Here is a 22,170-nt window from a genome sequence, read left to right on the forward strand (position 1 = left end):
CTAAGTCTACGATTTAAAACAAAGGAGACTATTCATTTGAAAAAAATACTACTTCCAATTTTCACTGCTTTCTTCCTGGTATTTAGTTTTTCCGGAGTTTCATCGGCTGCTACTACTACATACAAAGTTAAAAGCGGCGACTCACTATGGAGTATCGCCAATAAACATAATATAACAGTCAATCAACTCAAAAGTTGGAACAACCTAAAAAAAGATAACATCCATCCAAAACAAGTTTTAAAGGTCAAGAAGACTTCGACCTCTGCTAAACCTAAAGCTAAAACGTCATCATCCAAGAAATATAAAACGATCACCGTGAAGGCTACAGCTTACACTGCGAACTGCAAAGGTTGCAGCGGTATTACAGCATCGGGTCTTAACTTAAAGAAAAACCCTAACGCAAAAGCGATCTCAGTCGACCCTAAGGTCATTCCACTAGGAACAAAAGTTCATGTAGAAGGATACGGGGATGCCATTGCGGCAGATAAAGGCGGCGCAATCAAAGGGAATAAAATTGACGTCTTCTACTCTTCTCACTCAAAAGCTATCAATTGGGGCAGAAAAACCGTTAAAGTAAAAATCTATAATTAACAAAAAAACAGCCTGATAGATTTCAGGCTGTTTTTTTGTTTTTTCATGCTCTACTAACTACTAAACTATAGGTTTCTTTATATTTGCTGAATAATATTGGTAATGCCTAAGGAGACCAAAAAAGGCGCCTACGTATGAGGCACCTTCTTGTAATGTTCTCATTTTCTTCTTGCGAAATCGACGAATCGAAATTTATCAGGCCGATGACGAGATTCGGTGAATTGAAATAAACTAGCATTATCAAGGTAAACGTGACTTTTGACAACGACTATGCTGTGAAAACCTTCAAGGTCGAGTAGTTTCCGATCTTCCTTTGTTGGCTCCTCAATCGTGATTTCTTTTTTGGCAAAGCCAATTGAAAGACCCAAATCTTCTTCCAAATATTCATAAATGGATTTCCGACAAATGTCTATGGTCAGAAGAGGGACATACTTCTCTGCAAGGAAATCTTTATCAAGGATAATTCGTTCTCCATCAATTTCACGAACACGGATGACTTTCCATACTAGTTCATCTTCTGTTTGCTTTAATACTTCCTGCAAGGCAGGGCTCGGATTAATCTTCTCGAAGGTTTCAACATATGTTTTCGCCCTCCCGCCCATTTTTTGGGTTAACTCCTTGAAGCTAACAAGTCCGGAAACGGGGAAGTCAAGTCGCTTCATTTCCAGAACAATTGATCCTTTACCCTGGACTTTGTGAATGTACCCATCTTCCGACAGCATCTTCAGCGCCTTCCTAATCGTTTCCCTTGACGCAGAATGACTTTCAGCCAATTCATTTTCAGACGGCAGCATATCCCCCGCGATTAGACGTCCATCAAGTATTTGTTTTGAAATATTTTCATATATCTTCATAAATTTATTTTTCATTAATTATCACCCAAAGTATTTTACCATTTCTTTTTCAAATGATAAACGACGGATTCATAAGGTCGAATTTCCATTTTGTGACATAGAGGCAATGACTGAGAATAATTTCCGATGAGTATAGTCTCAGATTCATTATTCAGAAGTTCCGCAGGCAGAATTAATTTTGTATCTTTTGCATAAAAATTATTAACCACAAGAAGCTGTTCGTCTTGGTAGCTACGGACATAGATAAATAACTCAGGATGTTCTGACTGAATTATTTTATAATCACCGCTCGTTATTATTTCATATTCTTTGCGAAGCTGGATTAGTTTCTGGTAATGATAGAAAATTGAATCCTGATCATTCAATGCTTGTGCTGCATTAACATCCCGATAGTTTTCTGCCACTGGAATCCATGGGGTCCCTTTCGTAAAACCCGCCTCCTTCAATTCATTCCACTGTACGGGCGTTCTCGAGTTGTCTCGTGACTTATGCTGTAATATACAATAAATCTCCTGCTCTGACATCCCCTGCTTCTTCATAATTCGAAAATAATTCAATGTTTCTACATCCCGGTACTGCTCGATTCTGTCAAAATTCGGATTTGTCATCCCAAACTCTTCGCCTTGATAAATGAATGGTGTCCCCTGCATCATATGAATCGTTGTTGCCAACATTTTCGCCGATTCTTGATGATATAACGCATCATCTCCATAGCGTGAGACAATTCGGGGTTGATCATGATTGGACCAAAATAGTGCGTTCCACCCCCCACCCTGATGCATCTCCATCTGCCACTTTGAAAGAATCTGCTTAAGAGATAGAAAATCAAATTCGCCAACCGCCCATTTTTCTCCGTTTGGGTAATCCACTTTTAAGTGATGGAAGTTAAATGTCATACTCAGTTCATTCCGCTCAGGAGAAGAATAAGAGATACAATCCTCAATCGTCGTCGAAGACATCTCCCCGACCGTCATGCTGTCATAATTGGAAAGTACACTTTGGTTCATCTCATGCAAAAATTCATGTACGCGCGGCCCATCCGTATAAAATTTTCTGCCGTCTCCAGGTGCAAGTGTACCGTCGTCATTGGGGAATTGCTGATTCTTAGAAATGAGATTGATTACATCAAGCCGAAAGCCATCAATCCCTTTTTCAAACCAATAATGCATCAGTTTATAAATTTCCTGCCTAACCTGAGGGTTTTCCCAATTTAAATCAGCCTGAGTTTCATCAAAAAGGTGCAAATAATACTTACCGGATTTTTCATCCAGCTTCCAGGCTGATCCGCCAAACTTAGAAAGCCAATTGTTCGGTTCATGACCGTCTATCGGATCTCTCCAAATATAAAAATCGCGGAATCGAGAATCATCACTTTCTAATGCTCGTTTAAACCATTCATGCTCAGTCGAGGTGTGATTTACGACAAGATCCATGATGATTCTAATTCCGTGTTCATGAGCTGCAGCTACCAGGTCTTCAAAATCCCTCATCGATCCATATTCTTCATCAATTGAATAATAATCACTAATATCATAGCCATTATCTTTTTGAGGTGATTTGTAAATCGGTGTAAGCCAGATAACATCCACTCCGAGCTCGTTTAAATAGGCAAGCTTTTCAATAATTCCCTTAATATCACCGATGCCATTTCCGGTCGTATCATTAAAGCTCTTCGGATAGATTTGATAAACAGTCGCTTTTCTCCACCATTCCTTCATCATGTCACGTCCTTTCTTTTATTAAACTTAGACGCTATGGTCTTCAATTCTTGTATTCTCTTTACTATTTAGAGTATATTTTTTTGATTTCCCCAGGAAAAAAGTAAGAAAAAAGGGGATGATAATTGCTATGACCATGCCGATGCTAAACGGAATCCATTTATTTGGAAAAATCGAGAATATTGCTGGTATTCCGCCAACACCGATAGAGGGTGATGTGACAGCATTTAGCATAATATAGACAGCCCCAAGTGCCGAACCGATCATTGCTGAATAAAACGGAAAACGATAACGCAGATTTACCCCAAACATAGCTGGTTCAGTTACACCAAGAAACGCTGAGATTGATGACGTCAGCGACAGTCCTCGCAGTTTTTCATCATTTTTCGCCAGAAACATCATGGCAAGTGCCGATGCACCTTGGGCAATATTCGAAAGTGCAAGAATCGGCCACAGGAAGGTACTTCCAATCGAACCGATGAGCTGAAAGTCAACCGCTAGGAAGGTATGATGCATGCCGGTAATAACCAGCGGAGCATATAATGCACCATATAGCAGCCCTCCTATAACAGGCGCCATGTCGAATATTCCAACGAATAAGGAAGTGATCCAGTTTCCAATCGTAAAAGTCACTGGTCCGATGACGATGAAGGCTAGAAAACCAGTGATTAGTAATGATATCGGTGCGACTACCAGCAATTGAAAGGAATCGGCAACCCGTTTATTTAAAAACACTTCAATTTTCGCCAGTACATAGGAAGCTACTAAAATAGGGAGCACCTGACCCTGGTAGCCTACTTTTTCAATCTGAAGGCCAAATAAATTCCACATACCAATATCGCCAGCTGCCTTTGCTTTTGGATAATCCCAAGCATTTAATAAGCTTGGATGAACCAGCATCAATCCTAGAATAATTCCAAGCAATGGATTACCACCAAATCGCTTCACGGCTGACCAACCGACAAGTGCCGGCAGGAATGTGAAGGCCGTGTTGGCTATTAGGTTAATGATATCGGCAAAATCACTCCACTGGGTATAGACTTGGACAAGGGATTTTTTTTCAAAAAAGATACCTGTCCCAGTCAGGATATTATTGATTCCCAATAATAAACCAGCCGTCACGATTGCAGGAAGGATTGGGATAAAGATATCAGCTAACGCCTTAACCGCCCTTTGAAGTGGATTTAAATTACTTTCAGCAACTGATTTCGTTTCTTCCTTCGTAGCAATCCCAATTCCGGTGGCTTCGACCATTTCCGCATATACCTTGTTTACCGTCCCCTGCCCGATCACGACCTGAAATTGACCATTAGCGGAAAAGGCACCCTTCACCACATCGATTTTATCGAGTTCCTCCTTATCCACTTTCGTTTCATCTTTCAATGCAAACCGAAGCCTTGTAACACAATGCGTTGCAGACTGGATATTCTCTTTTCCTCCTACTCCTTTGACGATTCCTTCCACTATCTGACTATATTCCTTTGCCATAACAATCCCTCCCCTTAACATTTATTGTTCGTCTCTTCCCTAAAATTGTATATACATGTTTGTTATTGATAGACTAACTTGTATATACAAGTTAGTCAAGAAAAAAATGGAACCGCTTTCTTTTTTTCATCAGCCTCCGATTTTTAAACTACACCGCTTTTGTATCTTTTGGCTGTGTTCGTAAATACATAGTTTAAGAATACAACCTTATTATTCCACATAACATTTACTGAAAATTCAGTCGATGTTATGATTAGGACATCCTAATTAAAAGAGAGGTGCGCACTTTGAATATTGTCATTATTGGGGCTGGTGCATTAGGTTCCTACTTTGGTGGAAGGTTACAACAGGCCGGACAGCATGTTCAATACCTTGTCCGAAAAAAACGTGCCCAACAATTGAAAGAAAATGGCCTAAAAATAACTAGTCCTCATGGAAACTATGATTTTAACGAGCTACATATCATAGAAGATGTAAAGAAAATAGAACAAGTTGATCTAGTGATTCTTGCCGTAAAAGGCCAGCACTTGCAGGGGACCATCCCTGACTTGAAGCTTCTTGTTGAAAAAGGCGCGAAGATCCTTCCGCTTTTGAATGGAATAGAACATATCTCCATTTTGCAAGACGAACTAAGTGAAGCAGCCGTCATAGGGGGAAGCGCCTTCATTATCGCTACCCTAAACGAAAAGGGCCATGTAATTCACTCCAATAAGAATCACGATTTAATCTTTGGCCCGCTTCATCCCTCACAAACAAAGATTTGCGACGAATTTGAACAGGCAGTCAGTTCAGCTATCATGGGGGCAAGCAGAACAGAAAACATTTTAATCAGGATGTGGATTAAATATATGTTCATTACCGCTTTCTCCGGTGTAACAACCGCTTCCAACCTCCCTATTGGCACAATACGGAGATTCCCTGAAACTAATAGGTTACTAGAACATGTCCTTATTGAAATGAAGAAACTTGCAAATGCTTATAACGTCGGAATAACAGAACAGAATGTTGCTCAGGCACTAGAAAACATGGCAGGTTTATCGGACGAATCAACCTCTTCCATGCATCAAGACCTTCGAAAAAGCCAAACCCTTGAAGTAGAGCATTTACAAGGTGGTGCACTGCGTCTAGCTGAAAAGGTCAATTTAAAACTTCCCGTTATTGAAACCCTTTATGGACTCATAAAACCGTTTGAAAATTGATTTTCTCAAGTACCGGTGCTACTACACCGGTACTTTTTTTGCGGCTTTTCAAAGTAGATCCTTAATGAATTCAATATTACTTCAAATTCCTTCTTTCCCTTCAGCTACTAAACTATCCCCAAGACCAAAAAGACCAAAAAGAACAATATCACCAAAAGAATATTCTGACTCTTCCTTCTGTTACACTAAAGTTAAGTTAAGAAAGCGCTATCATATAACAAAGGAGAATGCACCTTGAAAATATTAAAAAATCTAACCGTTCAGGTCATCATCGGTATTATTCTAGGTATTACAGTCGGTTTCTTCTTCCCTACTTTCGGTGAACAACTGAAGATATTAGCTGATTTATTTATTAAAATGATTAAAATGGTCATTGCACCAATCATCTTCTTAACGGTCGTAATCGGAATTGGCGGCATGGGCGATATGAAGAAGGTTGGCCGTATCGGCGGAAAGGCCCTGCTATATTTTGAAATCGTTACCACCTTCGCCCTTGCTATCGGAATTATCGTAGTTAATCTGTTAGGACCTGGTAAAGGTTTCAACATTGATTCAGTCGAAGGCGGAGATGTATCACAATATACAACAGCCGCTTCCGAAACGGAACATGGCGCAGTTGCCTTCATTTCTAACATCATTCCAGATAATGCAGTTGCTGCGATGGCTGGTGGCGACTTGCTCCCTATTTTATTCTTTGCTGTATTATTCGGATTATCAATGGCTGCGATGGGACCAAAAGTACAACCTGTCGTCTCCTTCCTTCAGCATATTGCTGATATTTTCTTCGGCATCGTTGGTATGATTATGAAAGTATCTCCATTGGCAGCATTTGGGGCAATGGCTTACACAATCGGTAAGTTCGGTCTTAGTTCTCTAAGTTCTCTTGGACAATTAATGGGTAGCGTATACATCACGATGGCCCTATTCATTATTCTTATCCTTGGTTCAATCGCAAAAATCTACGGTTTTAATATTTTCAAATTCATTGCCTATTTAAAAGAAGAGATCTTATTAGTATTAGGAACATCTTCATCGGAATCTGCTCTTCCAAGCGTAATGAAAAAACTAGAAAAATACGGTTGTTCAAAATCCGTAGTCGGTTTGGTCGTCCCAACTGGTTATTCTTTTAACCTTGATGGCACATCCATTTACTTATCCATGGCAGCGATTTTCATCGCTCAAGCATATGGTATCGATTTAAGCATCTGGCAGGAAATAACCCTTCTAGGAATCTTGATGTTAACATCTAAAGGGGCTGCAGGTGTTACAGGATCTGGTTTCATTACACTTGCTGCAACATTAGCCGCATTCCCGATGATTCCAGTTGAAGGTATGGCTCTCCTATTAGGGGTTGACCGCTTCATGTCCGAAGCACGTGCCATCACTAATCTTATCGGTAACAGTGTTGCGACTGTAGTCATCTCTAAATCAGAAGGCGAATTCAATCCAAATCAAGCTCTCTCCGACAATGTCGGTGAAGTAGCCGTCTCCTCGGAAAAATAAAATAAGCTATAAAAAAAGAGGTGTGCAACTTGCACCTCTTTTTTTTGATAATCTATTATTATAAAAACCTTCCCGATTTTCATCCTGATTTCCCATGTCTTTTCCCCTTTCTTCACTTTATTACAATGGCTCAAAAAAATAGCCAATCAAATAAATTTCAGAAACTCCAAAAAGTGTTTATAATTTTATATAACAGGTATTGGTATAAAGGTAAAAGATTTTTAAGTAGTTTGATGGATTTAACCAAAATAGGAGGTTTTATCATGAAGGATTACGGATTATTTATTAACGGTGAGTGGTCAGATTTTGGACTGGATAAAATTGAAGTGAAAAACCCGGCAACGGATGAAGTCGTTGCCACCGTACCTAAAGGTGGTGCAGCTGAAGCGGCCAAGGCTGCCGATGCTGCTTATGAGGCCTTTACAGGTTGGGCAGCTCTCTCAGTCTATGAACGTGCCGATTTAATTTGGAAATGGCATCGATTAATCGAAGATAATAAAGAAGAATTAGCTAGAATCATGACAGAGGAACAAGGTAAACCCTTAAAAGAGGCTCTTGGGGAAATGACCTATGCTAATGGATTTTTATCTTGGTTTGCCGAAGAAGGAAAACGAGTGTACGGTGAAACAATTCCTGCTTCCGTGTCTAATAAGCGACTTTTCGTGACTAAACAGCCAGTCGGAGTGGTAGCCGTCATTACACCATGGAACTTCCCAGCAGCGATGATTACAAGAAAAGTGGCACCTGCCCTTGCTGTCGGCTGTACGGTCGTCATTAAGCCGGCCAACCTGACTCCTATTACAGCTTTAAAAATGGCAGAATTAGCAGAAGAGGCTGGTATTCCAAAAGGCGTCATCAATGTCGTGACAGGGAAATCATCAGAAATCGGTGAAACCTGGCTTAAAGATACACGTGTCCGTAAATTGACATTCACCGGTTCAACAGAAGTCGGTAAAACCTTAATGAGGGGCTCCGCCGATACAGTAAAAAAAGTCTCACTTGAACTTGGCGGACACGCGCCTGCCATCGTCTTTGAAGATGCTGATATTAATAAAGCAGTCGATGGCATTATCAGTTCTAAATTCCGTAATGCTGGACAAACATGTGTCTGTTCAAACCGTATTTATGTTCACGAATCCATTCAAGAAACCTTTATCGAAAAACTTGTGGCTAAAGTCAACGAACTTAAAGTAGGCAATGGGCTAGAAGAAGGCGTCGACATTGGTCCACTTATTGACCAAGATGCGGTGGATAAGGTTCAAAAACAAATCGATGAAGCAATCAGTAGCGGAGCTAAACTCGAAGCTGGTGGAAAATCAATCGGCGGGCTTTTCCTAGAGCCAACAATTCTTTCCAACATCGATGACAGCATGCTCTGTATGAAGGAAGAAACATTCGGTCCATTAGCTCCAATCGCCTCCTTTAAGACGGATGAAGAAGCTATTAGGCGTGCAAATGACTCCATTTTCGGGTTAGCTGCATACGTGTTTACCGAAAATATCACCAAAGGCATCAAAGCTACTGAAGCACTAGAATTCGGAATTGTCGGCTTAAACGACGGACTTCCCTCCGTTCCACAGGCTCCATTTGGTGGCTTCAAGCAAAGTGGGCTCGGCCGCGAAGGCGGACACCAGGGAATTGAAGAGTTCTTAGAAGTAAAATATATTTCTTTAGGTTTGTAATATGTTCAAGTACCCTTGATTATTGGGGAACCTTTCTTAAAAAAGAAAAACGGGACCAACTCTTTTGAGTTGGTCCCGTTTTTCATTCTAATATATCTTCTTCAAGCTTTTCCTCTTTCCGGATCCTGATGAACTTTACGATATTCAACACAATCGTTTTTACAACGGAATATGTCGGAACTGCCAAAATCATTCCGATGATACCTGAAATGTTTCCAGCAACGAGTAAAAGGATGATTATCGTAAGCGGATGAGTGTTCAATTTTTTCCCGATGACTAACGGTGAAATGACATTACCATCCAGCTGCTGAATAATCGTTACAACAAGAATGACCAATAACGCTTCTGTCGGTGAATGAATCAACGCCACAATGACCGCAGGAGCCGCTCCGATAAACGGACCTACATATGGAATGATATTGGTTACCGCACCAATCAGCGCAAATAAGAACGCATAAGGCAAACCAATGATTAAATATCCAATAAACGTTCCAATCCCGACAAACATGCAAACTAGCATCTGTCCTTGAATATAAGTAGTAAGCGTCTCTCCCGTTTCCTTAAGTACCGTTAAAGCTGGTTTTCTGTAACGAACGGGTACGAATTTCATGATGGAACTTGGAAGCTTATCCCCATCTTTCAGCATATAAAATAGGATGAAAGGAACCGTCACGACTACTAACGTAATATTCGTCACTACACTGAAAACCGAAGACAAACTATTCGTTATATTACTCGGTAAATTCGTCAAATATTTTTGAAGCGAATCTCCTACTTCTTGCAAAGGGACATAATCTTGTTCCACAGTCCACAAAAACCATTTTGACTCAGCTGAATCTTCAATGAACTTTCTTACTTGATTGAAATAATCCGGGAGGTTATTGACTAAATCTGTGACCTGTCTAGAAAGCGATGGGCCCACTAGGCCGACCAACAAACTAATCAATCCAAGGAAAAATACGTAAAGCAATAAAATCGCCAATCCCCTCGGCAATCTCCGTTTAACTAAAAAGTCAACAGTTGGGTTGAACAAAAAGAAGAGGAAACCTGAAATCAAGATTGGAAAGAACAAAGTTGAGGTAAAAATCACAATTGGCTCAAAAAGAAAAGAAATCTTTGTACCAACATAAAAAAGTAAAGACAATAATAATAACTCTAACGTCCAAAAATGCAGTTTTGTCTTGAACAAATTATCTCCTCCAATATAACCATTCTATATAACTCCCTATTTCTAAGGAAACGACATATATAATGTAAAATTCTATGTATGATAATCTTTCATTGTTAGCAGTTTACCATACTTCTATAACCTGAACGTATAATTATATACAAAAATAATCTAAAAAAACCTTATGATACAATTCCCACTCTTTTGGATACTTAAGCATGATTTATTATTTATTAAAATCTAAAAACCAGTTAATATATTGCAAATAATACAAAAAGAAAATATACAATGAAAACGGGTCATTTGAATTCGATCAGCAATTTTTGCTGTAGGGTCAGAGCAGGCATCTCAACATCAATAATAGAAACCATGCTTTAGTGAAGAAAGGAATGACTCTTAGAATCACTATCCAATGACATGCTACAGTAAATACATATAAAAAGAGGCTCAGCGCTATGTGCTGAACCCCTAAAAAAACCCCGCTATAATAGCGGGGTGGTCATATATCTTATTTTTGATCTTGAAGAGCAGCTTCAAGCATTGTACCGTTTTTAGCAAGGTTTGTATGCCAAGAGAATGCTTTTTCAAGAATATGTGGAGTTTGATGTCCACCAGTTTGAGCAACTGCTTCAGTAAAGTATGCACGAAGTTGCGGACGGTAATCCGGGTGTGCACAGTTTTCGATGATTAATTCTACGCGTTCTTTTGGTGCTAGACCACGTAAATCAGCAATACCTTGCTCTGTCACTAGTACATCCACATCGTGCTCAGTGTGGTCCACGTGAGAAACGAAAGGAACGATACTAGAAATTTTGCCGCCTTTAGCATATGATTTCGTTACAAAAATACCTAGGCGTGAGTTACGAGCAAAGTCTCCTGATCCACCGATACCATTCATCATTCTTGTACCAGAAACATGCGTAGAATTTACGTTACCGTAAATATCGCACTCTAACGCAGTATTGATTGAAATCAAACCAAGACGACGGATGATTTCAGGATGGTTAGATATTTCTTGTGGACGAAGAACGAGTTTATCACGGTATTTATCAAGCTCACCGTAAACTTGTTTTCCTTTTTCTTCAGCTAATGTAATCGAGCAGCCTGAAGCAAATTTTACTTTTCCAGCATCAATTAAATCGAATACTGCATCTTGTAAAACTTCAGAATACACTTCTAAATCTTTAAATTCAGAATCAAGGAAACCAGCGAATACTGCGTTTGCTACTGAACCTACACCAGATTGGAGCGGAGCAAGATTTTCAGTTAAACGGCCAGCCTTGATTTCTTCACGAAGGAAGTTAATAAGGTGATTGGCAATTGTTGCTGTTTCTTCGTCTGGTGGCACGATTGTAGAAGGTGCATCAAGATCTGTAGAAACCACAATCCCTCTAACTTTTTCAGGGTCAACCGGAATACCAATTGATCCAAGACGATCGCTTGCGCTAGTCATTGGAATTGGTTGGCGCTCACCTTGTTTAGCGGGTGTATAAATATCATGCATGCCTTCTAATCCTTCTGGATGAGACACGTTTAATTCAATAATTACATTTTTAGCTTCTTGAACGAAGATGGCTGAGTTACCTACAGAAGTTGTTGGGATGATTAATCCTTCTTCTGTAATAGCCAATGCTTCGATGATTGCAAAATCGATAGGTCCGACAATGCCTTGACGAACTTGTTCAGCTGTATGAGATAAATGCTGATCCACATAAGTGACTTCATCAGCATTGATTTTATTACGAATACCTTTATCCGCTTGGAACGGTAAGCGTTTGTTAATGATACCGGCTTCCGCCATATGTTGGTCGACTTCTGGCCCTAATGAAGCACCAGTATAAACGTCAACTTTAAATTTTTCAGTTTTAGCTCTTTCAACTAGAGCCATCGGGATAACTTTAGCATCACCAGCACGAGTGAATCCACTCATACCAAGTTTCATCCCATCTTTAATCCAAGAAGCTGCTTCTTCCGCTGTAACAACTTTCCCCTTAAATTGTTCGTTGCGAATTTTTTTGAAAACGCTTTCGTTCATACAAAAGACCCCCATTTTTCGCTTTTCTTACACTTAATTTTATCAAGCCCGTGTAATTGTCACATTCGTTTTCGAATGAAAAGCCTTAAATAGAGCACAAACCAGCATTTTTATCACATCAAGGAGAAACATTAAAATCCTAGAGCTCTTCTGAATTGACTTGCATATGTTTGACTAACTTGGATTTTAGACTGATCCTTCATTACCAGTAAAAATGTAGAGTGAAAATCAGGAAGAATCTCCTGAATATAATTAATATTGACGATGTACGAACGATGAACCCTAATGAACAAATCATTCGGTAAAATAAACTCCAATTCACTTAAGTTCATTTTATGAAATCCATTCACGCGTTCGGACTGAATTTTAGTTTTCCTATTTTGCGCCTCTAAATACATAATTTCGTCATATGGAAGTGGTATCCAGTGGTCATCTGTTTTGATTGTTAAAAATGAAGTCGGTAATATTAACTGCTTTGACGGCAAAATGGCTGTTACTGCCCCTAACGGATTACCCTCGTCCATTATTGGTACGCTCAAACCATAATAAGGTACGCCAAATACATTACTTTCAACTTGTACACCAATTTTTTTTCGGACACTCAACGCTTTATAAGTAGCTGTTTTTTCACTTATTAAATCTCCTGGTTTAATTCCTAAGTCAACCTGCTTGCTCGGTTGGTAATAAATGTATTTTTCTGAGTCAGCCACAGAGATTGAAGCATCCTGCGGAACAAATTCCCTGATGATATTTAAAACGGACTCGACCGTAAATTGATCCATTTCCCCTCACCTCATAAAAGAACATATTTATAAATTCCCCTCACTATAAACAGGGCATTCTCGAACCTACTTCATTATTTATGGAAGACTTACAATTTTTTTGAAGTTTTTTTTCGCAAAATAAAGAAAAATTGAATTAACTAAGCTAAAAACGTCAAAAAAAGCAAATAAATTGGATTAAAATTTTTGTCCATATTCATTATAGTAGGAATACTCATCGATTTCTATGGGAGATAAAAAAAGTTCCCTTATATAATAAAAATCACTTCCAAGCTATAAACTTTTAAAATCAATTGCCGATGAAATGCAGTAAAAGCATAAAAAAGCCGTTCTCCTTTATATAGAAGAAACAGGTCGCAAAATGTTATTTTTTATAACTCTGATTTTGAAACGAGGATTTTATTCGAAGTGATAAAATTTCTTCTAAATTTTTCAATGGTAATTCTAATAAAAAGGGTCGGTCAGCAGGTTGATATACATTCTCTGATATGAGTGTATTAACAATCTTTTGTTTTTTTGCATTAACAATTCGGACCAGTCTCCCCATATTTAGCTCCTTTCTCTAATCTGCTGAATTCGGCACATAATGTTAGATTAATTAATCCTTCTAGTTCTCGTTTTTTAAAGCATCATGTCCTTCTTTTCCTGTTCGGATATTCACGACATTCGCTAATTCATAAATGAAGATTTTGCCGTCACCAGGTTTCCCTGTGCTCAAAAATTTCCTTGCCACATCCACAACATCCTGAACTGGAACTTCACAAACAACAATCTCGATTTTCATCCGATCATGTAACGACATTTCCCGATTTCGACCGCGATACGTTTCCACATAACTTTTCTGAAGTCCTGTTCCTTTTACTTCCGATACAGTTATTCCGCTTACCCCTATTTTTGCAAGCTCTGTTTTGAATTGTTCAAACTTAATAGGACGTGTAACGATTTCAATTTTCGTTAAAACCTCAGACATATGATCAACCTCCATTTAAATTGATTCGTGATAGGCTTTTTCGCCGTGAAGTGTAAGATCAAGCCCCATTGACTCATCTTCTTCACTTACACGCAATGGAACGAAAAGATTTATTACTTTTGCAATGATATAAGTGACCACGGCCACGAATATATACGTTGCAACGATGGCTATAATCTGCTTCCAAAGCAAGTTGAAATCTCCGTAGAATAAACCATTAGCTCCACTTTCGTTTACGGAAGTAGTAGCAAATAATCCTGTCGCGATTCCACCCCAAGTTCCACCGATGCCATGTAAACCGAAAGCATCTAAGGCATCGTCGTATCCTAGTTTATTTTTCAGGAAGAATACACCCCAGAAGCATACTGCTCCACCAACGACACCGATAATGATGGAAGATACTGGTGTTACGAACCCACACGCTGGTGTAATGGCAACTAACCCAGAAATCGCTCCAGATACTGCACCTAGCAATGTTGCTTTTTTATTCGCCATATACTCAACAATTAACCAACCGAGGATACCTGCAGCTGCTGCAACAGCTGTATTCACGAATACATTCATTGCTACCGCATTAATTGTCAGTGCGCTTCCGACATTGAAGCCGTACCAACCGAACCATATTAATGATCCGCCAAGGAATGTTAATGGAAGATTATGTGGTGCACTGTTACCTGATTCTTTCCTTTTTCCTAACATGATTGCTAAAACCAGACCTGCAACCCCGGAAGAAATATGAACAACGTTACCACCAGCAAAATCAAGAGTACCGAGTTCAGCTAACCAGCCGCCTCCCCATACCCAGTGAGCAACAGGAGCGTATACGAATAGAGACCAAAGAATTGTAAAAATTAAGAATGCTGAAAACTTCATCCGCTCTGCAATACCTCCTGCAATGATTGAAACGGTTAATACAGCAAAAGTCATTTGGAATAACATGAATAAACTATGAGGAATTGTTTCGCTGTATGGACCTGGTTCGAAGCCTACATCTTTTAAACCAACCCAATCCAGACCGCCAAGGAGTGCATTTCCTGGTGAAAATGATAATGAATATCCAACTAGTACCCAAAGAATAGAAATGACGGCCAGTGGCATATAACTATGCATTGCCGTATTCAGGACGTTTTTACTTTTTACCATCCCACCATAAAATAAGGCAATCCCTGGTGTCATTAGCCAAACCATCATTGTTGCCAAAAACATAAAAACCGAATCTGCCATTTGCATTTTGTTTCCCCCTTTTTTATATATGTTATGTTATTTAACATCATTATGTTATTTTTTTTATCATATACTTAATTTTCTAATAATTCAACTTTATTTTTATATTTTATCAAAATAGCGTTAGATTTTATAACATTAGTATGAATAAATAACCGTAAATCTAAAGAATTTTGCCTTAATACCATTTCAAAAGAGATTTTTTTAGTCTAATGTTCTTATAATCCATCCCTACTTATTTCCCACGCTAAAAAACGAACCAAAAAGGGCCCTCAAATCGAGGGCCCTTCAAAAAAATAATTAGTTAACAACAACGAGACACTTTACCACCTTTAGCATTATACCGTTCATCCTGCGCTTCACAGAAAAATTCTTTCCTAGTTTTTACTGGATCTTTGGGATGGTGGACCTTCATATGGTCTACATAAGTTTCATAACTAGGTACGCCGACAAGCAAACTTACAAACTGCTTTCTGAAGCTAAGAATCTTTGTTAATCTTTTCAACATTGTCTTCCCTCCCTTATGACCTTGATACATAAGGTGATTCATGTAAATCTATTTTTTGATTTTTCAAGACCTTGATCCATAATCTTATGGCTGAAATCAGGACAGTGATGACAACAATCATGAAGATGGCACAAAGGGCTGCATCCACATAATCATTGATGATAACTCGTTTCATTTCGGCTAAGTTAGCTGCCGGGGCAAGAACCTCCCCTTTATCATAGGCGGCTTTAAATTTGTCCTTATGCGCCAAAAAGCCAATCGCCGGGTTTTCATGGAATAGCTTTTGCCAACCTGCCGTCATGGTTACAATCAATAAGAATACAGTCGGTACAAGCGTAACCCATGTGTATGCTTTTTTGCCCATTTTGAAAAGGACAGTTGTACCAAGCAGCAATGCAATGGCTGCAAGCATCTGATTTGCAATACCAAACAACGGCCAAAGTGTATTTATTCCACCAAGAGGATCAATAACTCCTTGATAAAGGAAATAACCCCAACCAAGAACACAAATGGCCGTCGCAATGATGTTTGGCAGCCATTTACTCGTCTGTGCAAATGGCTTATAAAAGGTTCCGAGAATATCTTGAATCATAAAACGCCCTACCCTTGTTCCAGCATCAATGGTCGTTAAGATGAACAATGCCTCAAACAGGATCGCGAAATGATACCAGAACGCCATCAGTGAAGCTCCACCAACCACCTGCGAGAAGATATGAGCCATTCCAATTGCAAAGGTCGGTGCTCCTCCAGTACGGGATAAGATCGTTTCTTCTCCGACATCATCTGCCAGACCAGTAATCATCTCTGGTGTCAAAATGAATCCCCAATCGGAAATCGTCGCTGCTACCTGAGCTGGCTCCGTTCCAACAACCGCACCTGGGCTATTAATCGCAAAGTAAATCCCTGGTGTCAGTACACAGGCTGCTATCATCGCCATGATGGCAACAAAGGATTCAGTCAGCATAGCTCCGTATCCTATTGGACGCGAATGAGATTCACGTTCAATCATTTTAGGTGTTGTACCGGAAGAAACAAGGGCATGGAATCCCGACACTGCTCCACAAGCAATCGTGATGAACAAGAACGGGAATAGATTCCCTGAGAAAACAGGTCCTGTTCCATCAATAAACTGAGTGACAGCAGGCATTTCAAGGCTTGGCATGACGATAAAGATACCAAGCGCAAGCCCGATGATCGTTCCGATTTTCAAGAATGTACTTAAATAATCACGTGGTGCCAATAGCATCCATACTGGCAGAACAGAAGCAACAAATCCGTATACGATCAACATGATAGCGATTGTTTCACCACTGAACGTAAACATTGGCGCCAATGTCGCGCTTTCGGATACAAATCGACCGAAATATAAAGCAAGCATCAATAAGATAATACCAATAATTGAACCTTCACCAACCCGACCAGGCCGGATATATCTCATGTAGACGCCCATAAGGACTGCAATCGGGATGGTTGAAGCGATCGTAAACATCCCCCAAGGACTGCCAATCAAGGCTTTTACGACTACAAGGGCAAGTACCGCTAATAATATAATCATGATACCAAGAATCCCCACCATTGCAATCAAACCTGTAATAGGTCCAATTTCCTCTTTAATCATCTCACCAAGCGATTTGCCGTTACGGCGCATCGAACCGAAGAGTATAATAAAATCTTGTACCGCTCCGGCTAAAACAACTCCAACTACAAGCCAAAGTGTTCCCGGCAAATATCCCATCTGTGCAGCAAGGATCGGTCCTACAAGCGGACCAGCTCCAGCAATTGCTGCAAAATGGTGACCAAACAACACCCATTTATTTGTAGGGACGTAGTCTTTTCCATCATTATTTGCTTCTGATGGAGTCTGACGATTGTCATCTAGCTCAAACACTTTCTGTGCGATAAATTTACTATAAAAGCGATACGCAACCGAATATACACAGAGAGCTGCAGTGACTATCCACATAGCATTAATACTTTCTCCTCGGTTTAAAGCAACGAAACCAAAACTTACTGCACCAACCGCCGATATAATCCCCCAAAGAATGACTGACTTAAGCGCTTTCATTTTTTCATCTCCTATCTATTAAAATTATTAATTACTATAAAAAGTCTTCATTTCATATGGCAATATGCTTACATACTTCCCCCTTAACCAAACGAATTTAAAGAATTTTGTATATATTCAGAATTATATGTCATTAAATGGTTACTTAGCAATAGTCAATTAGTCAATTTGTAATGGATTTATAACCACTTTTATGGAATATACCGTCTTTCTTCCTGATTTGTAGGCACTTTCACGGGCCGCCAATACCACAGCTATTCCGTTAACTAATCCATGTATCCAAACGAAGCAATGGATTAACCTCATCAAACACATTGAATTAACTATGAACAAAGGCATTCCTGCTGATTCAGAGGAAGGAAGGCTGATTGCTGAAGACTTACATTTGTCTGAGTTGATTTTCGAGGGAAACAAAGAACTAGAGGAGAAATTCTGGGATGTGCGTAAATCGGAGACTGACTCTTCTTCCGCAGGCTTGTACCCGGTAAAGGCAGAGCTCCTTGCTTTTTTAGACGAAGCAATTGCATCATTAAATGAAATCGAATGCAATTCCTAGGGATAGGGTTTTGACTTTACAGTACCAACGCAAAAATGTGCGCCCAGCGGCACACATTTTTTTCATCCGGTCTGACTTTCCTTTAATGAGCTTCGATAAAGTTCGGAATAAAATCCTCGCTGCTGCAAAAGCTCATTATGAGAACCTTTTTCAATGATTCTTCCTTCATCCAGTACCAGAATTTGATCACTTTGCTGAATCGTATTCAATCGATGAGCAATGACAAAACTCGTTCTTCCCTCCATCAATCGGTGTAACGCTTCCTGGATTTTCAGTTCGGTAATCGTATCTATACTGCTTGTCGCTTCATCTAAGATTAATAGAACGGGATCTGCTAAAATCGCTCTTGCAATCGATAGAAGCTGGCGCTGCCCCTGACTGATTCCACTACCATCCTGATTCAAAATGGTATCATATTGATCTGGAAGCTTCATGATAAAGGAATGGGCATTTGCAAGCTTGGCTGCATCCACAACTTCTTCATCCCCCGCCTCTAATCGTCCGTAGCGGATATTTTCAAGAATGGTCCCCTGAAATAAAAAAGAATCCTGTAAAACAAATCCCATATGCTTACGGAGGCTGGCTCTCGTTACCTGCCGGATATCCTGGCCGTCGATCAAGATCCGACCACTGTTTGGTTCATAAAAACGGGCAAGCAGATTAATGATTGTCGTTTTACCTGCCCCCGTTGGCCCCACAAGGGCGATGGTTTCTCCTTTTTCAGCATGAAAGCTGACATCATGTATTGTTTGATCCTCTTCATCATATGAAAAGGAAACTCCTTCAAAGTCCACCTCACCACAGACATTCCGAAGTTTACCGGCCTGTTTCTCATCCATTTCCTCTTCTTTTTCATCAAGAATGGCAAATACACGCTCAGCACCAGCAACAGCCGAAAGCAGCGTATTAAATTGGTTAGCCAGGTCATTTAATGGCCGGGTGAATTGCCTTGAGTACTCGGTGAAAATGACAATGACCCCGATGGAAACCGTACCAACGCCACTCAGTGCCAAAAATCCACCGACAGCAGCAATTACCGTAAAGCTTAAGTTGTTCAGTAAATTCATTAGCTTTGGAATCAGCCCTGAATAAGATTGCGATAAAAACCCAGCTTTCTTTAAGTTTTCACTCCGGGTAATAAAATCGCTGATAACTTTATCTTCCTGTGAAAAAGCCTTCACGATCCGCTGTCCGGAAATTGTCTCCTCGATAAACCCGTTCAGTTCCCCAAGATTTTTCTGCTGTTCTTTAAAAAGCTTTCCTGTCCGGTTTGTGATCCATCTCAACCCGAAGAACATAAGCGGAACGATAAAGAGAGTAAGAAGCGTTAGCAATGGGCTCAAATACAGCATCACTCCGATTGTTCCTACCAATGTCAGTATACTTGAAAAAACCTGAATCACAGAACTATTCAAAGTAGAACTGACATTTTCAATATCATTCGTTACCCGACTCATCAATTCCCCATGCTGACGGCGGTCAAAAAAGGGGATCGACAACTGATGAAGCTTTTTAAACAATTGATTGCGCATCACATACACCGTATCCTGCGCAATCCCGATCATCCAATAATTCTGCAACCACATCGAAAGTGAATAGAAAATATAGACCGCAAGAAGCCCGAACAACAGGTTTATTAGCCCTCCGCTATCCTTGGTGACAATATAATCGTCTATGGCCATCCCAACAAGAAAGGGTCCGAGTAATCCCAATACCGAGCTTATTAGTACCATAAGCAGGACATAGAATAGCAGACCTTTATTCGTTGCTAAATAGGGGATTATTCGTTTTATCGTATTCCATGAGTTGGATGGTTTTGACTTTGCATTAGCGGGAGATATTTTTCGACTCAAGTGAAATCCCCTCCTCCCCAAACTGTGAGTGAACGATTTTTCGATAAAGAGTACTTGTTTTAATCAACTCTTCATGTTTTCCTTCCGCAAGCATTTCACCATTTTCAAGCAATAAAATTTTATCTGCCTCCATGGCTGTACTAATTTTTTGTGTAATGATAAGTGTCGTGCATGTATAGGACTTTAAAGCATTAAGCAGTTTACTTTCTGTTTTTAAATCCAGGGCACTTGTACTGTCATCCAGCAGAAGAATCTTCGGTCTACGCACCAATGCCCTTGCAATCGATAACCGCTGTTTTTGCCCACCTGACAGATTCACTCCTTTTTGCCCTAACTGCGTTTCATATTGTTTTGGCAGTTTCATCACGGTCTCGTGAACCTGAGCATGCTCGGCTGCTGTCATAAGCTCTTCCATCGTGGCGTTTTCTTTCCCCCAAGCAATGTTATTCTTTATGGATCCTGAAAAAAGCAAGGCTTCTTGCGGTACATAGCCAATCCTTTTTCTAAGGGAATCCAAGGGTATATTTTTCACATCTTGGCTGTCTATAAAAATGGATCCGCTTTCAACTTCGTACAATCTTGGAATTAGCTGAAATAAGGAGGTTTTCCCTGAGCCTGTCGCTCCGATAATAGCAAGCGATTCTCCCGCTTCAACAGTGAAACTCAAATTTTTCAATACCGGTGTACCACTTCCAGGATAACGGAATGATACATCCTGAAACTCGATGCTTCCTGCTTTAACGGCCCCACTCTGACTTTCCATCTTACCTTCATCTAGATCTATGGGGGTTTCAAATATTTCAGTCACGCGTTCAGCTGAAGCCTTTGCTCGTGAAATGACCATGATCAGCCACGAAAAAACTGAAAGTGATGCTGCAATCCTCGTTGCATAGTTAACAATCGCCACCACTTCCCCGACCTGTATATCTCCAGTTGCAATAAATTCGCTTCCAAGCCAAAGAATGACCAGGATGGCCAAATTCATAACCAGCATCAGCACCGGCATCGTTGTTTCAATTAAACGAAGGGAAGTTACAGTCTTTCTTTTCAACTCGTCATTCGCCTCGTCAAATCGTTTGATTTCATGCTCCTTACGAAGAAAAGCTTTAATTAAGCGCATGCCTATCAGATTTTCCCGCATGACGCTATTAACATTATCGAGCTTTTTCTGGACGAGTTTAAATAGTTTAGCCGCTCGTTTCATAACCCACCCTAAAAAGAACACAAGAATGGGAATCGAAATGACTAACACAAGAGACAGTTTCAAATTGACCGTAATCGCCATGATCGCGCCACCAAGTACAATTAATGGAGCTCTTGCCATGATACGCAGACCCATGAAAACCGTATTTTGAAGCTGAGTCACGTCATTCGTCATCCTTGTAATCAAAGATGAGGTCGGAATGTTATTCAAATTAGCAAAAGAAAACGCCTGAATTTTTCCAAAAAGGCTTTTCCTGACATCATGGCCAAAACTCTGACTCACATGAGATGCTGTAAACGAATTAACGATTCCTCCAAGAAATGAAAAAATAGAAAGTCCCACCATAATGCTTCCCCACTTAATCACTACTGATAGATCTTTCTGTAAAATACCATCATCAATTATTTTTGCAATAAATAGCGGTTGTAACAGTTCAACACCGAGCTCAACAATCATTAAAAATAAAGCGAGAGTAATTAAGAGTCGGTATGGCTTTAGAAATGAGAACAGTTTTTTCATCTATGACACCCTTCAATTCTTCATATGTAGAAAGCATTTTTATCTTTTCATTATACATTTTTATACAGAATTTATAAAAGATTTTGAAATAATTAATAGGATTGGTAAATAACTTGAATTTTTTTTTAGAAATACTCTTGACAAATAACAGGAAATAAGAGAAAATTCTAATTGATAATGATTTTCAATTTCATTATCGATCTCTGAAATTTGATAAGTAAATACGATAATCTATTATCGTACCCTTTTGA

The 22,170-nt window shown here is 39.7% G+C and carries 18 protein-coding genes; 5 read left to right on the plus strand and 13 right to left on the minus strand.

Features of this window, described 5'->3' with window-relative positions; genetic code table 11:
- Positions 1–36: 36 nt before the first annotated feature.
- Positions 37–591 (plus strand): 3D domain-containing protein, encoded by a 555-nt coding sequence (locus JFU50_RS07295; protein ID WP_201183090.1) that lies wholly within the window; start codon positions 37–39, stop codon positions 589–591.
- A 158-nt stretch (positions 592–749) separates the two neighbouring features.
- Here the strand turns inward: JFU50_RS07295 and treR are convergent, their stop codons facing one another.
- From treR to treP, 3 genes are read right to left on the minus strand one after another with little or no spacing between them, the layout of a single operon-like run.
- Positions 750–1,460, minus strand: a complete 711-nt coding sequence (gene treR / locus JFU50_RS07300) for a trehalose operon repressor (RefSeq protein WP_201222275.1) — start codon at positions 1,458–1,460, stop codon at positions 750–752.
- Between the two features lie 20 nt (positions 1,461–1,480).
- Positions 1,481–3,166 (minus strand): alpha,alpha-phosphotrehalase, encoded by a 1,686-nt coding sequence (gene treC / locus JFU50_RS07305; protein ID WP_201222277.1) that lies wholly within the window; start codon positions 3,164–3,166, stop codon positions 1,481–1,483.
- Positions 3,167–3,190: 24 nt separating this feature from the next.
- Entirely contained in the window at positions 3,191–4,651 is a 1,461-nt protein-coding gene (gene treP / locus JFU50_RS07310; RefSeq protein WP_201222279.1) for a PTS system trehalose-specific EIIBC component, read from the minus strand.
- 287 nt (positions 4,652–4,938) lie between these two features.
- Between treP and JFU50_RS07315 the strand changes: the two genes are divergently transcribed.
- From JFU50_RS07315 to JFU50_RS07325, 3 genes are all read left to right on the plus strand, one after another.
- Positions 4,939–5,850: a ketopantoate reductase family protein gene (locus tag JFU50_RS07315; RefSeq protein ID WP_201222281.1), complete on the plus strand. Its 912-nt coding sequence runs from the start codon at positions 4,939–4,941 to the stop codon at positions 5,848–5,850.
- 234 nt (positions 5,851–6,084) lie between these two features.
- The gene (locus JFU50_RS07320) at positions 6,085–7,353 is read left to right on the plus strand and encodes a dicarboxylate/amino acid:cation symporter (RefSeq protein WP_057218203.1); all 1,269 of its coding nucleotides are present in this window, start codon (positions 6,085–6,087) and stop codon (positions 7,351–7,353) included.
- Positions 7,354–7,616: 263 nt separating this feature from the next.
- A complete protein-coding gene (locus tag JFU50_RS07325) occupies positions 7,617–9,035 on the plus strand; it encodes an NAD-dependent succinate-semialdehyde dehydrogenase (RefSeq protein ID WP_053344319.1) in 1,419 nt (472 codons plus the stop codon).
- A gap of 82 nt (positions 9,036–9,117) precedes the next feature.
- On the opposite strand, the gene JFU50_RS07330 is transcribed toward JFU50_RS07325, so the two are convergent.
- The 8 genes from JFU50_RS07330 to JFU50_RS07365 all read right to left on the minus strand — a co-directional run bounded on the left by JFU50_RS07330 (position 9,118) and on the right by JFU50_RS07365 (position 18,093).
- Positions 9,118–10,224 carry an AI-2E family transporter gene (locus tag JFU50_RS07330; protein ID WP_201183108.1) on the minus strand — a complete coding sequence of 369 codons (1,107 nt, stop codon included), beginning with the start codon at positions 10,222–10,224 and terminating at the stop codon, positions 9,118–9,120.
- A 487-nt stretch (positions 10,225–10,711) separates the two neighbouring features.
- The gene (locus JFU50_RS07335) at positions 10,712–12,238 is read right to left on the minus strand and encodes an acetyl-CoA hydrolase/transferase family protein (protein WP_053344317.1); all 1,527 of its coding nucleotides are present in this window, start codon (positions 12,236–12,238) and stop codon (positions 10,712–10,714) included.
- Between the two features lie 131 nt (positions 12,239–12,369).
- Entirely contained in the window at positions 12,370–13,020 is a 651-nt protein-coding gene (locus tag JFU50_RS07340) for a LytTR family DNA-binding domain-containing protein (RefSeq protein WP_098176956.1), read from the minus strand.
- A 607-nt stretch (positions 13,021–13,627) separates the two neighbouring features.
- On the minus strand, positions 13,628–13,990 hold the full coding sequence (locus tag JFU50_RS07345) for a P-II family nitrogen regulator (RefSeq protein WP_201183112.1): 363 nt from the start codon (positions 13,988–13,990) through the stop codon (positions 13,628–13,630).
- A gap of 15 nt (positions 13,991–14,005) precedes the next feature.
- A complete protein-coding gene (locus JFU50_RS07350; protein WP_201222283.1) occupies positions 14,006–15,220 on the minus strand; it encodes an ammonium transporter in 1,215 nt (404 codons plus the stop codon).
- A 298-nt stretch (positions 15,221–15,518) separates the two neighbouring features.
- Positions 15,519–15,722, minus strand: a complete 204-nt coding sequence (locus JFU50_RS07355; protein ID WP_053344312.1) for a YbdD/YjiX family protein — start codon at positions 15,720–15,722, stop codon at positions 15,519–15,521.
- A gap of 13 nt (positions 15,723–15,735) precedes the next feature.
- Positions 15,736–17,787, minus strand: a complete 2,052-nt coding sequence (locus tag JFU50_RS07360; RefSeq protein ID WP_201183118.1) for a carbon starvation CstA family protein — start codon at positions 17,785–17,787, stop codon at positions 15,736–15,738.
- Positions 17,788–17,946: 159 nt separating this feature from the next.
- Complete coding sequence (locus JFU50_RS07365) at positions 17,947–18,093, minus strand: hypothetical protein (protein ID WP_201183120.1); 147 nt, start codon at positions 18,091–18,093, stop codon at positions 17,947–17,949.
- A 19-nt stretch (positions 18,094–18,112) separates the two neighbouring features.
- Here JFU50_RS07365 and JFU50_RS07370 point away from each other — a divergent pair, with 19 nt between their 5' ends.
- Positions 18,113–18,343, plus strand: a complete 231-nt coding sequence (locus tag JFU50_RS07370; protein ID WP_201183121.1) for a hypothetical protein — start codon at positions 18,113–18,115, stop codon at positions 18,341–18,343.
- Positions 18,344–18,405: 62 nt separating this feature from the next.
- On the opposite strand, the gene JFU50_RS07375 is transcribed toward JFU50_RS07370, so the two are convergent.
- On the minus strand, positions 18,406–20,196 hold the full coding sequence (locus JFU50_RS07375; protein WP_201222285.1) for an ABC transporter ATP-binding protein: 1,791 nt from the start codon (positions 20,194–20,196) through the stop codon (positions 18,406–18,408).
- Positions 20,171–21,919, minus strand: a complete 1,749-nt coding sequence (locus tag JFU50_RS07380) for an ABC transporter ATP-binding protein (protein WP_201183123.1) — start codon at positions 21,917–21,919, stop codon at positions 20,171–20,173. Before JFU50_RS07380 ends, JFU50_RS07375 begins: the two co-directional genes overlap by 26 nt.
- Positions 21,920–22,170: the final 251 nt, after the last annotated feature.

Source organism: Peribacillus sp. TH14, assembly GCF_016651145.1.
Taxonomy (GTDB): domain Bacteria; phylum Bacillota; class Bacilli; order Bacillales; family DSM-1321; genus Peribacillus; species Peribacillus butanolivorans.